21 protein-coding genes and 2 pseudogenes are annotated in these 15449 nt (G+C 62.0%); 3 read left to right on the forward strand and 20 right to left on the reverse strand.

From position 1 onward, the window contains the following. Positions 1-31 precede the first annotated feature (31 nt). A complete protein-coding gene (locus tag AB0L75_RS34650) occupies positions 32-1804 on the forward strand; it encodes a recombinase family protein (RefSeq protein ID WP_365189258.1) in 1773 nt (590 codons plus the stop codon). Between the two features lie 193 nt (positions 1805-1997). Here AB0L75_RS34650 and AB0L75_RS34655 read toward each other — a convergent pair whose 3' ends face one another. The 17 genes and pseudogenes from AB0L75_RS34655 to fabG all read right to left on the reverse strand — a co-directional run bounded on the left by AB0L75_RS34655 (position 1998) and on the right by fabG (position 11749). Beyond that, positions 1998-2240, reverse strand: coding sequence for a hypothetical protein (locus AB0L75_RS34655; protein WP_365189210.1), 243 nt, complete (start codon positions 2238-2240; stop codon positions 1998-2000). Between the two features lie 8 nt (positions 2241-2248). Beyond that, entirely contained in the window at positions 2249-3997 is a 1749-nt protein-coding gene (locus AB0L75_RS34660; RefSeq protein WP_365189212.1) for a DNA polymerase, read from the reverse strand. A 128-nt stretch (positions 3998-4125) separates the two neighbouring features. After that, positions 4126-4644 (reverse strand): hypothetical protein, encoded by a 519-nt coding sequence (locus AB0L75_RS34665; protein ID WP_365189214.1) that lies wholly within the window; start codon positions 4642-4644, stop codon positions 4126-4128. Then, positions 4634-4852, reverse strand: coding sequence for a hypothetical protein (locus AB0L75_RS34670; RefSeq protein WP_365189217.1), 219 nt, complete (start codon positions 4850-4852; stop codon positions 4634-4636). Before AB0L75_RS34670 ends, AB0L75_RS34665 begins: the two co-directional genes overlap by 11 nt. Further along, the gene (locus AB0L75_RS34675; RefSeq protein ID WP_365189220.1) at positions 4849-5418 is read right to left on the reverse strand and encodes a hypothetical protein; all 570 of its coding nucleotides are present in this window, start codon (positions 5416-5418) and stop codon (positions 4849-4851) included. Before AB0L75_RS34675 ends, AB0L75_RS34670 begins: the two co-directional genes overlap by 4 nt. Then, complete coding sequence (locus tag AB0L75_RS34680; protein WP_365189223.1) at positions 5411-6196, reverse strand: metallophosphoesterase; 786 nt, start codon at positions 6194-6196, stop codon at positions 5411-5413. The genes AB0L75_RS34675 and AB0L75_RS34680 overlap by 8 nt, the downstream gene beginning before the upstream one ends. A 3-nt stretch (positions 6197-6199) precedes the next feature. Further along, positions 6200-6484, reverse strand: coding sequence for a hypothetical protein (locus tag AB0L75_RS34685; RefSeq protein ID WP_365189225.1), 285 nt, complete (start codon positions 6482-6484; stop codon positions 6200-6202). Further along, positions 6481-7017 (reverse strand): DUF3310 domain-containing protein, encoded by a 537-nt coding sequence (locus AB0L75_RS34690; protein ID WP_365189227.1) that lies wholly within the window; start codon positions 7015-7017, stop codon positions 6481-6483. The genes AB0L75_RS34685 and AB0L75_RS34690 overlap by 4 nt, the downstream gene beginning before the upstream one ends. After that, positions 7017-7703 carry a topoisomerase gene (locus tag AB0L75_RS34695; RefSeq protein WP_365189264.1) on the reverse strand — a complete coding sequence of 229 codons (687 nt, stop codon included), beginning with the start codon at positions 7701-7703 and terminating at the stop codon, positions 7017-7019. Before AB0L75_RS34695 ends, AB0L75_RS34690 begins: the two co-directional genes overlap by 1 nt. Positions 7704-7731: 28 nt before the next feature. Beyond that, a pseudogene (locus AB0L75_RS34700) lies at positions 7732-7944 on the reverse strand (CHC2 zinc finger domain-containing protein); the annotation flags it as partial. After that, entirely contained in the window at positions 7919-8074 is a 156-nt protein-coding gene (locus AB0L75_RS34705) for a hypothetical protein (RefSeq protein ID WP_365189266.1), read from the reverse strand. The gene AB0L75_RS34705 and the pseudogene AB0L75_RS34700, both read right to left, overlap by 26 nt. Then, positions 8071-8493 (reverse strand): endonuclease VII domain-containing protein, encoded by a 423-nt coding sequence (locus AB0L75_RS34710; protein ID WP_365189229.1) that lies wholly within the window; start codon positions 8491-8493, stop codon positions 8071-8073. The genes AB0L75_RS34705 and AB0L75_RS34710 overlap by 4 nt, the downstream gene beginning before the upstream one ends. Next, positions 8490-8885 (reverse strand): hypothetical protein, encoded by a 396-nt coding sequence (locus tag AB0L75_RS34715; RefSeq protein WP_365189232.1) that lies wholly within the window; start codon positions 8883-8885, stop codon positions 8490-8492. Before AB0L75_RS34715 ends, AB0L75_RS34710 begins: the two co-directional genes overlap by 4 nt. 25 nt (positions 8886-8910) lie before the next feature. Continuing rightward, positions 8911-9732, reverse strand: coding sequence for an AAA family ATPase (locus AB0L75_RS34720; RefSeq protein ID WP_365189235.1), 822 nt, complete (start codon positions 9730-9732; stop codon positions 8911-8913). A gap of 55 nt (positions 9733-9787) precedes the next feature. Continuing rightward, the gene (locus AB0L75_RS34725) at positions 9788-10564 is read right to left on the reverse strand and encodes a PD-(D/E)XK nuclease family protein (protein ID WP_365189237.1); all 777 of its coding nucleotides are present in this window, start codon (positions 10562-10564) and stop codon (positions 9788-9790) included. Then, a complete protein-coding gene (locus AB0L75_RS34730) occupies positions 10561-10908 on the reverse strand; it encodes a hypothetical protein (RefSeq protein ID WP_365189239.1) in 348 nt (115 codons plus the stop codon). Before AB0L75_RS34730 ends, AB0L75_RS34725 begins: the two co-directional genes overlap by 4 nt. Positions 10909-11044: 136 nt before the next feature. Next, positions 11045-11749 carry a 3-oxoacyl-ACP reductase FabG gene (fabG, locus tag AB0L75_RS34735; RefSeq protein ID WP_365189242.1) on the reverse strand — a complete coding sequence of 235 codons (705 nt, stop codon included), beginning with the start codon at positions 11747-11749 and terminating at the stop codon, positions 11045-11047. Positions 11750-12094: 345 nt separating this feature from the next. Here fabG and AB0L75_RS34740 point away from each other — a divergent pair, with 345 nt between their 5' ends. Then, on the forward strand, positions 12095-12883 hold the full coding sequence (locus tag AB0L75_RS34740; RefSeq protein ID WP_365189245.1) for a helix-turn-helix domain-containing protein: 789 nt from the start codon (positions 12095-12097) through the stop codon (positions 12881-12883). A gap of 59 nt (positions 12884-12942) precedes the next feature. Here the strand turns inward: AB0L75_RS34740 and AB0L75_RS34745 are convergent, their stop codons facing one another. Continuing rightward, a complete protein-coding gene (locus tag AB0L75_RS34745) occupies positions 12943-13908 on the reverse strand; it encodes an MBL fold metallo-hydrolase (RefSeq protein ID WP_365189247.1) in 966 nt (321 codons plus the stop codon). 47 nt (positions 13909-13955) lie between these two features. Continuing rightward, on the reverse strand, positions 13956-14459 hold the full coding sequence (locus AB0L75_RS34750) for a hypothetical protein (protein WP_365189250.1): 504 nt from the start codon (positions 14457-14459) through the stop codon (positions 13956-13958). 565 nt (positions 14460-15024) lie between these two features. On the opposite strand from AB0L75_RS34750, the gene AB0L75_RS34755 reads away from it, so the two are divergent. Then, complete coding sequence (locus tag AB0L75_RS34755; RefSeq protein ID WP_365189261.1) at positions 15025-15324, forward strand: HNH endonuclease signature motif containing protein; 300 nt, start codon at positions 15025-15027, stop codon at positions 15322-15324. Positions 15325-15363: 39 nt separating this feature from the next. On the opposite strand, the pseudogene AB0L75_RS34760 reads toward AB0L75_RS34755, so the two are convergent. Next, positions 15364-15449: pseudogene (locus tag AB0L75_RS34760) on the reverse strand (IS5/IS1182 family transposase); the annotation flags it as partial.

A 15449-nucleotide genomic window follows, 5' to 3' on the forward strand; every position in this document is an offset into this window, starting at 1 on the left:
ACTGCCCGTAGAGTTGAAAGGCGTGAGCATCATGGCCCCCGCACCTGCACCGATACGTTTGCGTCCCACTGCGGACGACGGCGTTCCTGCCACCTTCCGGCGCAAGAAGCGCGGCATCATCTACGTCCGCGTATCTCAAGCTCGGGCGGACATGATCAGCCCGGAACTCCAGGTCGGCCACGGCATGAAGCTCGCAGACGCGAATGACATCGAAGTCATCGTTGAGCCAATCATGGACCTCGGGGAGTCAGGCCGAGAGTTCGAGGACCGGAAGATCTCCGAGATCAAGGAGATGGCCCGAAACAAGGAATTCGACGTCCTGATCCTCTGGATCTGGTCCCGCTTCGGCCGCAACCTGCGCGAGTCACTGCAACATCTTGACGATCTTCTGGCCTACGGCGTCGAAGTCCGAGCAGCGCACGAGGATTTCGACGGCAAGACGACGATCGGCCGGTTCGCCATCGCCCAGATGCTCAACATTGCCGAGCTGGAGTCCAACCAGAAGTCGGACATGTGGAAGGCGACCATCGAGCGTCGGAAGAACCACGGACTCCCCCACGGTTCGGCCGGCCGAGGAAAGTTCGGCTACTACCGCTGCGATACTTGCCCGCCGCCGAAGCCGGGAGAACCGATGGACAAGTGCCCGAACTGCAAGGACGGCATCCTCAAGCGCGACAACGTCACGAATCCCGTCTACGGGCAGCTCTACCTCGATGCCATCGACGGGAAGTCGGCACGGTCGATGGTCCTGTGGCTCCGCAGCAAAGGGGTCGTCCACTGGACGGGCCGGGAGATCGATGCGGGAGATCTTTACTCGATCTTGGATTCCGGCTTTGGCCTGGGCTATGTCCGGTACACGCTGCCGGAGGAACTCCACGAGGTGGTCACCCGCGAGGACGGAACAACGAGGAAGAAGCGCAAGAGTGCGCACAGGGACATCACCTCGTACCTCTACTACCGAGGCAAGCACCAGGCCATCTGGGATGACCCGGTCTACTGCGAGCAGGTATGGGACGCCTATGTGGCACGTCGCCTCAAGGGGAAGCAGAACGACGACAAGGCGCACGATCACTCAGCCAAGTACGAGGTGTCGGGTGCGCTCACGTGCTCGGGCTGCGGTAACAACATGCACGCCATGCTTCGAGCCAAGAAGGTCCAGCGGCCTTGGAAGGATGGGAAGCCCGACCCCTTCGACGTACTGTTCCGGTGCACGCGGCAAATGAAGTTCAAGGACTGCCCTGGCGGGGGCGTCTACGTCTCCTTGGCGACGGTAATGACGGCCGTGAAGGACTGGCTAAAGCAGCGAGTCGAGGACGACCCCGAGGGCGCTGAGAGCGTGCTGGCCCGTGTGGCTCAGCTCCAGGTCCAGCAGATCAAGGAGAAAGCGACCGAGGAGACGATCCGGTTGGATCAGATCACGAGGGAGCTCACAGAGCTGCGGGAGAAGGAAGACAGGCTGACAGATGCCGTTCTGGACAAGCTGATCTCGGACGAAGCGGCTCGTCGTCGCCGAGCGGAATACGACAGTGAGAAGTTCCGGCTCAAGGAGGAGCAGACGATCCTCAAGAAGAGGGTCAAGGGTGCTCCGGTGATCACGCCAAGGCCGAAGGTTGAGGACTTTGCAGTGGCCATGAAGCTGCTGGAGGTGGCCGACGTGGCCGATCAGCGAAGGTTGATCAAGACTCTGGTGCGGGAGATACGAGTGCATCGTGGTCGGAAGGTCGAGACCAAGTGCACGATCTGGCCCATGTGGGTCCCGCCGCCGCCGAAGCCGGAGCAGACGGATCAAGGGCTGGCGGCCTAGTCCTCGCAGAGCTGGTCGGCGTACTTGATGGTCAGCTCGGCAACAACCTGCCAGAAGGCGTCCATGCAGTCTTCTTGCGTGTGAACGTCAGTATCGCGGTTCATAGTTGAGTACCTGTAAGCAGGAAGAGGCCCCCTCGCCCGAGGAGGCCTCTTCGCATGTGGTCAGTTGTTCAGCGGCGTGTCTGACGGGGTTATTCGCTGTCGGGGTCGTCAGCGAGGAGTACTTCTTGGGGGTGCATCTCCTTCACCCAGTAGTCCGTAGCCATCTCCTGAGCCAAGACGTGGGGGACACCAGCCGCTATCGCTTCCGTGTAGATGACACCAGCGATGCGGGCCAGGGTGACAACGGCCGTACCGCCCTTCTCGATTAGAGCCTGACTCATCTCCGTCTCGATGCCGGAGATCAGCTCGTCAAACCCATCAGCGTTGGTCAATTCATTCCTTAGTGCTTGCTTGCTTCGAGGTCGAGGACGCTCCCCCATGACTGCTCGCCGATCTCGGCGTCAACGGGGACGAGGAGGCCCTTGACCGTCATTTCCATGATTCGAGCCGTCTTCTCGGCCAGCTCCGCTGCTCGCTCCCTAGGGAAGGAAAAGATCAGCTCGTCATGAATCGGGAGGCGGACGAACTCGGTGTACTGGTGGCGATCGAGCTCAATCAGAGCTCGGGCCGTGATGTCACGACTCGTGGACTGGATGAAGTAGTTGAGGGCGGCGTAGATCCGACCCCGGTCTACGGGGATGCGTCGGCCGGTGCCGGTGTAGATGTAGCCAGTGCGTCTGGCCTCGCGCTGGAGTCGCTCAGCCAGGCGCTTCACGCCGGGATAGGTCTCCCAGAACGCCTTGACGGCCTTCTTCGCCTCGGTCTCCGAGACGCCGTACTGCTCGACGATGGCCTTCCAGCCGCCTCCGAAGCAGACGGTGAAGTTGGTGCCCTTGCCGGCCTTTCGGTCGACGCCGGCCGCGTCAGCGGTGATCTGGTGAAGGTCCAAGCCGCGGTGGAACGCATCGAGCATCGTCGGGTCGCCGCTGAAGGCAGCCAGCACGCGCAGCTCCATGTTTCCGTAGTCGGAGGAGACGGTGACGTGCCCCGGCTCCGCGAGAAAGCAGTGCCGAACAGCGGAGTCCCCCGCGGGGAGGGTCTGCGCTGGCACCGCCCCCGAGATCGTCATACGGGCTGTTCTGGCCTGGCAGGAGTTGATGCTTGCCCGGACCCGGCCTTCCGCGTCCTGGCCCTTGAGGGCCCGGTCGAACCAGGTGGCCTTCCACTTCTTCGCCTTCTTGGCCTGGACGATGGCCTCGGTCAGCGGGATGCCGACCGCGGACAGCACCTCATCATCGACGGATATATTCCCCTTCTTGGTCGTCTTCGTGAGCTTGATGCCGCGCTCCTGGAGGGCGGCGATGATCTGCGCGTTCGCGTTGACGTTGTCGACACCTTCTCGGCGGGCGACCTCTTCCCACTTGAGCTGCTGCTCGTACAGTTCCTCCGACTTGGCCTGCGCGTACGCCCCATCAAGGAGGTAGCCCGTGCGCTCGATCTTCGCCGTAATGTGGGCGAGCCGGTGCTCCCACGGGATGAGCCCTTTCTTCCGGCTGCGCACCGGAACCTTCGCCTTGAGGATCTTGAAGAGCCGGAAGGCGAGGATGGGGTCCATACCCGCGTACAGGTTGTAGCCGTGGTGGTCGATCGGGATGACCGGCCATACGTCGTCCTTCTTGACCCCGAGTTCCTTGGCGATGGCTGTCATAGAGCCCTTGACCTCATCGGCCACTACTGGGCAGATGTAGTGCTTGGTCAGCTCTTCGAGCTTGAGACCAGGGCCGCCTTCCTTGACGGCCCGAGGGTCGACGAGGTGGGCGAACAGCTTCGTGTCCCAGCTCTTGGGAGCAAGCTCTTCCATCGGGATGCCAAGGCAGCCTTCTGCAACGTGCAGGTCGAAGGTGCCGTTCTGCGCGATGAGCCGGTGCGCGGTCTTGAGCGCCCAGCGGACCGCGTTGCGGAACGCGCGTCCCTTCTCGACGGGGACGACGAACGCCTCCTGATCGTTGCCGAACTGCCAGAGACGGGCCCGGAAGCCGAGGTTGGCGTTCCACCAATCCAAGCCCGTGGTCTCGCAGTCGTGGGCTAGGAGTTGCTGGTTGGCCAGGATGAACGAGTGGAAGTCGGGAAGGTCGTCTTCGGTCTCCACCGCGTGGATGCGGACCGGTTGCCCCTTGATCGGGTAGTCAATGACCCGGATGTGAGTCCTCCTTACTCGTGGGGGCCGACGAGGCGGCCTCCACATCGCACATCAACTTTCTGGGCAGAGTTAATTCATTACTTCGCCCGGAAGGTTCCGTCCTTCTGCCGCCAGAGCGGGGGGCACTGCTGAGGCTTGGGAAGGTGGCGACCAGCGCAGAAGTAGACAGCCCAGGAGTCCGGTCCGTTGTCCTTGAATACACGCTGACCGTGGTCACAGGTGTAGTCGCCGCTGCCGGTGTTCGAGGCGACGACCTTGCCGTTCTCGAACCGCTTGGGAGTGGAGCCGGGCCCACCCTTGTACTGATCGCGGGTGTACTGGGCTGCCTGCGCAGTGAGTTCGATGGCGCCGTGACCCTTCAGTGCACGCACCAGCTCGACATAACGCTTGGCGGTCTCGTCGGCAGTGCCCCCATGAACACTTCCGGTGATCCATTCGGCCTCAAAACTAGAGGCGGCCTTGAGAGTGATGCCGAGCTTAAAGGGGGCGGGGTTGGCAGAGGTCACGGGCTTCTCCTCGGTGGGGTTGGTGTTCTCGGCAGAGGTGGTGGGCTCGTCCCAGGGGGACACGTCGGCGAACGGGTCGTCATGCAGCATGAATCTGGCCTCCATAGGCAGAGTTGAGGATGTCGAGCAGTGCGGCCACCTCTCGGGGGTGGAGGTTCATCTCGACCAGGTCCCCATGAATGTCGAGGTGCCCGACGTAGGTGTACGAGTCCGGTTCGTCGTCGTACACGACCTTGAGACGCGCAGTCGAGCGCTCCTCTGGGTCATAGCGGTCGAAGGTTTTCACCGTCTCGATCACGCGGCGTTCCTACGGGTGCGCAGGGTCCGGTTCATCTGCTGGGCAAGAGCGACAGCGGCGCGGCTGAGTGCCTGTCGGTCGGCTTGGTCGGGGACGGGAAGGCCGTAGACATGACGCCGCATGAGGAGCTGCTGGTATCGCTCGGGCAGCTTCTTCATGGAGACCGAGGCATCGATACGTGCGGACACAATGGTGTCGGTAACACGGGCCTGTAGGAGGTCGTCCTTCTTGCCCACCATGTGACTCAGTTCGTCGTCGGTGTAGAGGAACGTCCGCAGCGCGGCCTTGGCCTCGTCGGGGGTGTAGTAGTACGCGTCGTCCAGGAGGTCGCGGTAGTTGCGTTCCTTGCTGGCGTACTGGGTGCCGGCCTTGCTGAAGATCTTCCAGAGGAAGTCTTCGTTGGCATAGTGGGCCTCGATGGTAGGCCGGTGTTCGTAAGCGTGAAGCAGGATCTCCTGCTTCACGTCGTCCTGTTCAACGATGCTCCACTTCTGCGCGATGTTGTAGGCGACTCGCTCCGCTAGGGCCGAGAGATAGGCCCAGTCCAGATTGACGGGCTCAGACATTCACGCCCTCCTGTAGGTAGCGGTAACCGCCGAACTCGAACTCGTTATTACTGTCCATGTAGACAATTTCCGGGAGGAAGTTCCCACTCTTGCTGTAGTGGAGAACTCCGAACGCCTTCTGCCAGTCGCCGGGGGAGCCCTTGAGGTAGTCGGCACAGGACTCGTCCATAATGTGTCCAACCTCAACTCCCCAGATAGTCTTGGGTGCCCCGATACCGAGGGTGTGCGGGATCGCCGCGGCTCGGTGCGTGTGCCCCATCACGACCGACTTCGTGAAGCGCTTGGCAGCATTAAGGGCCGTCATGCCTGCGACCTGGGCCAGCCGGATACGGCCGAGGTGACCATGTGTGGTGATCACATCTGGGAACACCTCGTAGAAGTCCGGAAGCCGCCGAACGCCGTAGTCCTCGAATCGGCACAGGTTCTCCAGGTTGAAGAACTTGCTGTCAGCCAAAGCCGGGGCATACTTCTCCAGATACTGACGAGGACGAAGGTCGTGGTTGCCCTCATGGATTCCGAAGAACCCGTCGTGGACGGCTCGTACTGACTCGATGAACTCGCGAGTAAAGCCTTCGGCTTCCTGCTCAACGTTGCCCGCATATTCCTTGCGAGTGTCCTTTGTCCAGCGGGCTGGTCCCTCGAAGTCGAGCGCGTCCCCGATGTGGATTACTCCAGTGGGCTGGATGTCGGCAATGAACTCCACGATCGCCTTCAACGCCACGGGATCATGCTTCGGATTCTGTGAGTCCGGGCAGACGACTACGGTCTGATCATTCATCTCTTACCAACTCCCCCGAATAACTGCTTCCACGAACACGCCACGCTCCTTCACGCAGCCTGTCACCTTCCCTTTTTCCCAGAGAAGGTCATAGATGCGCTCTGTCGCATTCTTGAGTCCTTCTTGGTAGGTCTTGCACATCTCACAGACATTCGGGAAGCAAGCGTCACCACCGCAGTCGTAGTGATCCGCAGCATCCATCCAGCCTTGGCACCATTTACACATCTCCTCCTTAGCGAGGTCGATGTCACAGGCTTCATTCGCGTGACAGATTTGACGTACGCTCATCGCTCCCCCTGCTTCTCTATGAACTTGCTGGCGTACCAGATGAGCTTCTTAAGGTCCTGAACGCCGCCATCGGCATGCTTGTGCTGGCAGCGAAGTAGGTACTTGGTCATGTTCCCGAGGAGGTAACCACGGAAGGCTTCCTCCGACAGCGAGTCCTCGATAGTTTCTATTACTTCGTATTGGCCCGTCGTGTAGTGACTCGGGCTGTTCACCAATTCACTACGCGAATCAAATTCGTTCACGGGCTTGAATGCGGCCTTCATGACTTTCTGCGCCTTGTAGGGGTCGACACCGAGTGACAAGCCCTTGGTTTCGCTGAGGAGGCGCCGCCCCGGGTTGGACTCAACTGCGAGCATCAGCTCATCGTCGGTAAAGCACAGGGCTCCACCGGCGTGCAGCTTCACGTCGTTCGGGTACGGCTGGCCCTCGTGGACGGCTTGGATGACGCCGCGTTTGTCCTCGTAGAGCCAGCTCGCCACGTGTCCCGATGCGCCGACCACGACAACTTCGTCGTCGACCTTGAATCGCGCCATCAGAGGCCCAGCCTTTCTCGGAACCTTTTGGGCCCGAACTCGTGGATGAATCGGTTTGCGTCGTAGCCGTCGCCCAGGTCGACAGCCTTGGCGTTGGGTAGGCGCTCGCAGATCTTGGCTGCGAAGCGACGGCCGGCGTCGTCTCCATCGCCAAGTACGAAGACAACTTCGAAGCCCGCGAATGCCGGGTCGAAGTGGTCGCGCCAGCTCGACACACCAGGAGTTCCTACGGAAGGAACGTCGGATCCCTCGACCGCCACACTGTCCAACTCCCCCTCGTTCAAGGCGATGTAGGGCCTACTGGTGAGGAGAGCCCTCGTGTTGAAGAGGCGGGGCGGGTGGCCGGGCAGCCCTATGTATTTGCCATGACCGTCGTGTTTCTCCTGATGTGACAGCAGGTAGGAACCGTCCGGCGCCTTCACGCACGCATCAGCGATGCAGCGGAAACGGATGGTTGCCACAGAGTGGATACCGGCGGCGGGGCGCCAGTACGGGATCGCCAGGCGCCCGCGGTGGAGTTCATGGCCTACGGCTGGATCCGAAACGTAGCCGAGGCGGAGCTTCGCTACGCCGCCGAGGCCGCGGTGTGCCATGTACCGGTCCGCCGGACTGCCCTGGTAGTTGGCCGCGTAGCGCTTGGCCGCCGTGACCAAATCGGCTTTCTGCGAGTCGTGTAGCTTCGACAAACCCCGTCTTCTCCTGTCGCATGATGATGTCGATCGAGTCCAAGGAGAGGTCACAGGCGAAGCAATGGACCTTGTTCTTGGTGTAGTTGATGCTTGCTGAGGGGGTGCGCTCGGCATGGAACGGGCATAGGCATCTACTCCAAGCCCCTGTGTCAGTCGGACGCGGCGGTCGCCACTCTGGGAAGTAGTGGGCGAGGACTGTGGCGATGGGTGGCTTAGCGGCCTTCTGCTCGCTCACCATCGCCTCGCGGTTCAACTTTTTGGGTATGGATCGGGAAGTCGTATTTGCGGTAGGAGGCCTCCATGAAGGCTTTGTTGCCGCGCCACTCGCGGTAGGTGGTGATGGGCCTGCCATAGCTCTTCGGTGTCACTTGTCCTTGCCTTGGTAGTAACGCCGACCCATGAGGCGCGGGGCGGGCGGGTCATCGAGGTACTGGGCCGCCGCACGGAGAACACGGGGCTGGTCTCTGGCTGCCGTGAGGAGTCGGCCGTTGCACATGCGGCATAGCAGTCCTCGGACGAGTTGCGTTTTGTGACAGTGATCAACCGAGAGGCGCTGTCGCCGGGTTCCGCCGCAGATGGCACAGCGGCCTTCCTGAAGGCGGAACAGGAGGTCGTACTCTCCGGGCCCCAGGCCGTAGGTGGAGCGAACGCGGGCCTCATGGCTGGCGGCGCTCCGTGCGGCTCTCGTACACGCCTCACAGATCCTGCCGCGTGGTGTGAAGAATCGCTCGGCGCGGTTCCTTTCGCAGCGCACGCAGCGCCGGAAGCCCTTGCGCGGGCCGGTCACGCAGCTTTCCGGAGGGTACGTTCAAGGTGGATGAGCCGGCCGGTCTGGTCGCAGTCCGCCGCGTAGGCGCACAGCGTGTCGACGGCCATGACCTTGACGAGCTGCTGGCCCCCTCTTCCGCGCCGGGTGACGATGGCCTGCAACTGGCCTCGGCCGCGGAGTTCACGGGCGAGTTGGCGGGCGTTGGCAGCGGTGATCACGTCGCCGAGTTCGACCAGCAGAGCCACAGGCTCGGTGAGCCTGGCGCGTTCGTCTGCGTCGAGTGGAAAGCGTTCAGTGAGGTTGCCGGACAGGTCCATGGAGATGCTGAAGCCCTTGGGACGTCGGCTGGACTCGCGGGTGCGGGTGGTGATCACTGCATTCTCTTTCACGTAGAACCCCAGGCTGGACATCGCACATCAACTTTGTGGTGCTGCTTCAGAAGACGGCGCCGAGCGCGACGTCCTCCAGTCGCATGTTGGTGGTGTTGAAGCTGAAGGAGGCATAGGTCTCGCCGCTGCTGTCTTCGAATCCTTCGCGGTTCTTGACGGGGCTGATGTGCAGGGTGCGGCCGTCCATACCGTCGATCTCCTTGTGGATGGTCAGAATGAGGGCTGGCACTCTGCTGATCTTCCCCTTGAGACCAGATTGCGGGATCGGCTTGAGGCCGTCCGAATATTCGCCGACGACGTGATGCATAGCCATAACGTGTGCGTGTGTTTCACGGGCAAGTTCATTGAGGTAGTCGCACAACCCCTCCAGAGAGAAAGTGAATTCGTCGGCATTTGAGGTACCGCCCGCTTCGACGTTGGTGATGTTGTCCACCACGACGAGGTGCGGGTAGATGTTGAATACCTCGTAGAACGCCTCAAGTTGGAGCTCTATCTCGGCCGGCGTGGGCCGCGCCGAGTAGTTGAACCGCTGCCACCAGCGCTCCGCCAGCACATCGTTGTACCCCTCGAACTCGCCCGCGTGCAGTTTCGCCTTGATGCTCTTAACGTCATCGCCCGTAAGGATGGCCGTTGCCCTGGAGAGCTGCGTTGCGGCGGTCGAGTCTGCCGAGAAGTACAGCGTCGGAACATTACTAAGGATAGCCAGATTGATGGCTGCCACAGATTTTCCGGTGCCGCCAGCAGCGGCTACAACGGACAGTTCGCCCCTTCGGAACTCCGCCCCAAGCTTGGTCAGCCCCTCGAAGGGGGATCTGATCGGCTCACCAGCGGCACCCTTCATTCGCACCGACTGACTTAGTGAATACATCTACCCCCCTCTCCTTCTTCCTTTAACACTAGGCGAGTTCACCTCGCGCATCAACTTATTTCTTAAATGAACATGCGTGCGCTACATCACAAAAGCGGCAGGAGAAACCGGGGTTGGCAGGAAAATCACCCCGCTTCACACCAGCGTCCATAGCGGCAAATCGTTCGCCTACCGCTTCTTCGGTGACGCCGTCCAGGACGAGAGGCCTCGACAGCCGGCCGGTCTTGGCGAGGTACCAGTCCGCCCTGTTGACCTCGACGCCGTAGACCTTGCGTACTGCGACCCCGTAGGTCTCAAGCTGGAACTTGCTCTTCATGGAGCCGGTCTTCCAGTCCCTCGGTCGCACCGTGCCGTCGGCCTCGTGAACCAGCTGGTCGATGAAGCCGCGGACCCGGACGCCGCCGAGTTCCACCATGAAGGACAGCTCCACGGCAAGAGTGCCGTCGGGAGTGCGGTAGGTGTCGGTGGGGTTCTCGGCCGCCCACTCCACGTACCGCCGCGTCTGCTGCTGCCCGAGCGCGTACCGCCGCTCGATGTCTTCTCCCCCGGTGCCGGTGGCAGACAGCCAGAGGTCGGTGTTCGGTTCCTTGTCCAGGTCCTTGTTCACCAGCGCGCTGTACCGCTCGGAGAACAGCGTTACCGCATCGTCCGCCGTCATGGACTGTCCGGACAGTTCGAACTCTTCGGCAGCGGCGTGGAATGCGGTGCCGTGATGGCTCCATGCGGCAGGCCGCGGCACGACCCGCTCCACACGCTGGAGGTAGAAGCGGTACCCACACTTCTCGTACTGCTCGGTCTGCGACACGGAGCGCGGTTGGGTCTCAATGCTCAACGAGTTACCTCCGGGTGGATGACGTACAGGGTGGACTCAGTACTGCCAGGGAAGAACATGTTGGGGCGGGGCATGTGGACAATCTCGATTGCGGAGTCCCGCCAGCACTGGATGCCTTCCTCCTGGAACGTGGCGTCAACGTCCTTCTCGCAGTCGTCTGTGGCTTGGTCGCTCACGACGAGGTGGTAGTACGTGATCCCTACGGCGGCGATCTTGCACACCATGGCGCCGACGCTGACAAGCAGATGGCTGGGCGCCTCTCGGATCGGAGCGCGCTCGATCTCGTCGACGAGGTTTCGGACCAGATGCGGCTTGGCTGTGGCCAGGCCGCCGGACAAAGCCATGCGCATTCTCCTCCTCGCATGACTCGGGGGCACAGCTTGCACGCCTCCCCCCGAGGCGGTCACACATCAACCTGTTGCAGAAAGGGGGCCCGATGCCGTGGTGGCATCGGGCCGTCGCGAGCGTCAGACCGTTGGGTCAGTGCCCCATCCCGAATCCGCCGTCAACAGGTATGACAGCCCCCGTGATGTACGCCGCCTCGTCCGAGGCCAGGAAGCGCACGGCAGCAGCGACTTCTTCCGGCTGCGCGGCCCGACCGAGCGGGATCTGCTCGCACAGCTCATTGGTGCGGTCCTCAGAGAGAGCTGCCGTCATATCTGTCGCCGTGAGTCCTGGCGCCACGACGTTCGAAGTGATGCCCCGCGGAGCGAGTTCGCGGGCGAGTGACCGAGAGAACCCGATCAAGCCCGCCTTGGACGCCGTGTAGTTGGACTGCCCCGCCTCACCCGACATCGCCATGACGGAGGAGATGAAGATGAGGCGACCCGCACGGGCCCGCATCATTCCGCGACTGGCGTGCTTGGCCAGTCGGTAGGCCGCCGTGAGGTTGGTGCTCAACACATCAGCGAAGTTCTCCTCCGACATCCGGAGCAGCAGCCCGTCCCGCGTGATGCCCGCGTTGCAGACCAGCACCTCGACGGGGCCATGTTCCGCCTCGATTTGCTTGTACGCAGCCGCGACTTGGTCGGAGTCTGTGATGTCGCACTTGATGGCGAGCAGACCAGCCGGGGGCTGGCCGGATCGATAGGTGATGGCGACCTTGTCGCCAGCGTCTGCGAGCGTGCGTGCGATCGCGAGGCCGATTCCTCGGTTACCCCCGGTGACGAAAACGCTGCGGCTCATGATTCTAGTCCCCCTCGAAGCGGGTAGTACGGGCAAGCGCCAGATGGTCCGTTCCGACGCGTGGCACACAACAACATCACAGGTCAGATGGCCTGTGATGGCTGTGCGCCGTGCGCCAATCCTGCCTCGATTCGGCGCAAGATTTCTTGACCATTTAGGGTGCAACCACCAACCGGCACGTGAACCACCGGAAGTCGGACTAACGGTTTCCGGGAATTTTTTACCTATATGTCCATTTTGATCTACAGGAACAAGTGTGCGAACACTCTCGGAAGAGAGCTGGCGCCACCCCAGGACCCCGGATCCTTGACTTGTTCTTTACCTAAAGTAGGTGTGCTTCCGCGAATGACTGACCTCGTGCGCTTCTCCCGACTCCTGCGGCACCTCCGGGAAAACTGCAATGGAAACAACGTCCCCGGACTGACCGTGTTCACAGGCCCGACAACGAAGCTGGGCATCACTCAGGCTCAGATCAGCGTCCTCACCGGCATCTCCGAAGGCTGGTACCGGCAGTTCGAGACAGGCCGCAGCGCACCCTCTGCTGAGTGGATTGAAACGCTGGTACGCGCCCTGATCCTGAACGAGGGGCAGCGTCATGCTCTGCACGTGTACGGAACCGGCGCTGAGCCACCCAGCCGCTATCGCCCGGACAAGAGCACCATCCACCCCATCGAGAACGAGCACGTCCAACTCCAGCAATGGACCGCCTACATCAGCGACTTCGCATGGGACGTCGTAGTCCTCAACGCTCAGGCCGGCAAGGAATGGCCCTGGATGCTGAACGGCGTCAACGTCATGATCTGGGCTCTGACTTATCCCGAGGCCCGGATGCAGCTCATCGACTGGGAAGAGTCCTGGGCCAAACCCATGGCGAGCGCTCTGCGCCTTCGGCACAAGGCCAACCACGACCACCCACGGCTGAACGAGGTCATCGCAGAGATCAAGAAAGACCGCTGGGCCGCCCGCATCCTTGAGGACGACCTCACGACCAACCACCATCCCGACAAGCAGCGCAGGCAGGCATATCTACCGGGCCACGGCGACAGCGTCTTCGATGTGACGTTTCTGGCCTACATGCCGATGTCTGACCCGGCCATGCGCCTCATGATCGCCCCGGCTAAGCCCACCGAGTAAGTGGCACGCCACAGAGCCGGTCGAGGTCTGTGTGCCTCAACCGGCTCTTGCTCATGGCGCTACGCGGCGAGTGCGGCCATGCCTTCAACCAGTGCGAAGGTGCCCTGCGGCACGTCCTCCGCTCCCGCGTCCTGGTAGGCGGCGGCCGTTGAAGTGAACAGGCGCTCAGGGTGTGCCCACTCCCCTGCATGTTGCTCCTTCACCCGCCGCGCCGCCTCCTCCAGCGGGATGCCTGCCGTGGCGCACGCAGTGGCGGTGTTGGCCACACCAACCAGGTGGTCGAGGAATTCAGCGACGCCGGCCCGGTCGAGTACGGGGCCATGGCCTGGCACGATCACTGTCGCTCCGGTGTCCAGGATGGCTTGGCACGACTTGACATAGTCGCTGAGCGATCCGGACCACACCACCGTGTGCATGCCGGAAAAGACAGCATCGCCCGCGAATATGACGCCTTCCTCGGGTACGTGTACGGCGACGTCCCCTTCGCTGTGGCCGGGCCCCAGGTCGATCAGCTCAACCAGGGTGGTGCCGACCTTCACTTCCTCGCGGCCCGTGAAAGTGCGGTCCGCGGGGCGGACCTGAATGCCTGAGAAGTCAAAGACGCCGAAGTGCTCGGCCGCGTAGGCCACAACCGGCGTCGAGGGGTCCGCTCGGCACAGCTCCGTGAGCTGGGTGGGATTCATCTCGCGACACAGGTGGGCTGCCGAGGCCGTCGAGGTGATGATCTCCGCATCAGGCAGTAGCTGATTCCCCCAGGTGTGATCCCCGTTTTGGTGGCTGTTGACGACGGTGCTGATTGTCGCGCCCGGGACGGTACTGGTGATGGCAGTCAGCAGTTCGCGGGTGGCTGCCAGCGTGAACTGGGTGTCGACGAGAAGGGCCTGGTCGTCGGACACGACCAGGCCGCAGTTACTCCACCCGTAGCCCGCGCGGTCTGGGATCCACGCCCAGGTTGATTCGGACAGCGGACGCAAAGACGGGGGCACTACGGTGGTTCCTTGATCTTGTGAACGACCCCGGGGCACAGTGCTCCGCGGAATCGGATGACTTGCTTTGTGGCCGAGCAGGGGTCCTACTCGGCCTCGTAGCCGCCCCCAAGGGGCAGCTCCATAGCGTTCTGAAGGTCCGCTTCCGGCAATTCCTTGTCTGCCGGCCAGCGGATGATCCTGCGTTCGTCCGTTGACTCACGCGGCACGTACGCCCAGCCCTCTTCTGTCGCCGGGTCGTAGTCGATGACCACCCCGTCACGCACCAAACGGCCAATCAGCCAGTCCGCTTCCCGTCGCTGCGTCTCGCTCACGGTGTCGCCCAGCTGCACACGCATGTACACCTTGAGATTTTTGAGGATGTACGCGTTGTGATGGCTGGGGCCACTGCGGGAGGTCTTGACGTCTGGCCAGACGGACTTCACCAGCTCATTGACGCGGACAGCGATGGGCTTCTTACGCAGCTCCATCCTCACGAGCCTTTTGTTGACCGCCTGGACCGTCGCCCCGTACTGCTCGGCGATGTCGGCGTCCGTCACACCCAGGTGAAAGAGCTTAGCGAGTTCGGCATCAGAGGGCAGCTTGGTCACGAAGGGCGACCTTTCGAGCACGGACTTCGACGCACCTTCAACGGAAGGGGTCATCGCAGGGACAGCCCCGGACAGTAGCAACAACAACGTCGCACATCAACTTTTGAGCGCAAGGTTGCCCCCGGCCAGGGGATTGTGACGTGCATCTCACTTCGTCTCCCGATCGGCCATGTCGGCTTGGGTAACACCTACATACTTAGTGAGACCGAGCAAAGCGAGGTCGAACAGAGAAACCCTCTTGAAGTGAATGAATTTATCTCTGACAGAATCCTTCTTCTTGTTGATCTTCCAGAATCAATGAATATCCTTTCTCGGTAGAGATCCAGGAAGACCATGGCCCCGGCTGCCAGAACAGCAACCAGCCGGGGCCCTCAATCGGTTCGCTGCGGCTGATCCCCGCAGCGGATGAAGGCGCGGTCGCTCCGCGCCGGAGTCGCGGTGTAGGTGTGCACGCAGGCCTCAGTAGGGACCGCTGTCCCGAACACGGTGGAGGAGCAGGTTCGATTCCTGCCGACTCACAACATCACGGAGGGGAGCCACGATGCCCCGAGCCAAATCCATCTGCATGTCCGTGGGCTGCACTTCCGTGACCGTCCGCTCTGGGCGCTGCGAGAACCACGCCCCTCCTAAGCGGAGTTGGCGGACCTCAGCGCGAAACCTCAACCGGCCTGGCGACGTCCACAAACGCCGGTCCCTGGTCCTGGCCCGGGACCGTTTCACCTGCCAACGCTGTGGAAGCCGCGAGGAGTTGGAGGTTGATCACCTAGTCCCTGTCGCCAAGGGCGGTACCTGGGACCTGTCGAACTTGTGGGTGCTGTGCCGGGACTGCCACAGGCGCAAGACCTACTTCGAAGACCGCTCATAGCAGGGGCTCTTGGCCCGGCTATTGATTCATTGAGCTCTTTCAGCGTTGCCGCTCCAGCGTGAGGACGGCAGCGGCGATTGACGTCATTCGATTCGGGCTGCACCGGGATCGGCGGAAGATGCGCC

Origin of the sequence: Streptomyces sp. NPDC052101, from assembly GCF_040680235.1 — a bacterium.
Lineage (GTDB): Bacteria > Actinomycetota > Actinomycetes > Streptomycetales > Streptomycetaceae > Streptomyces.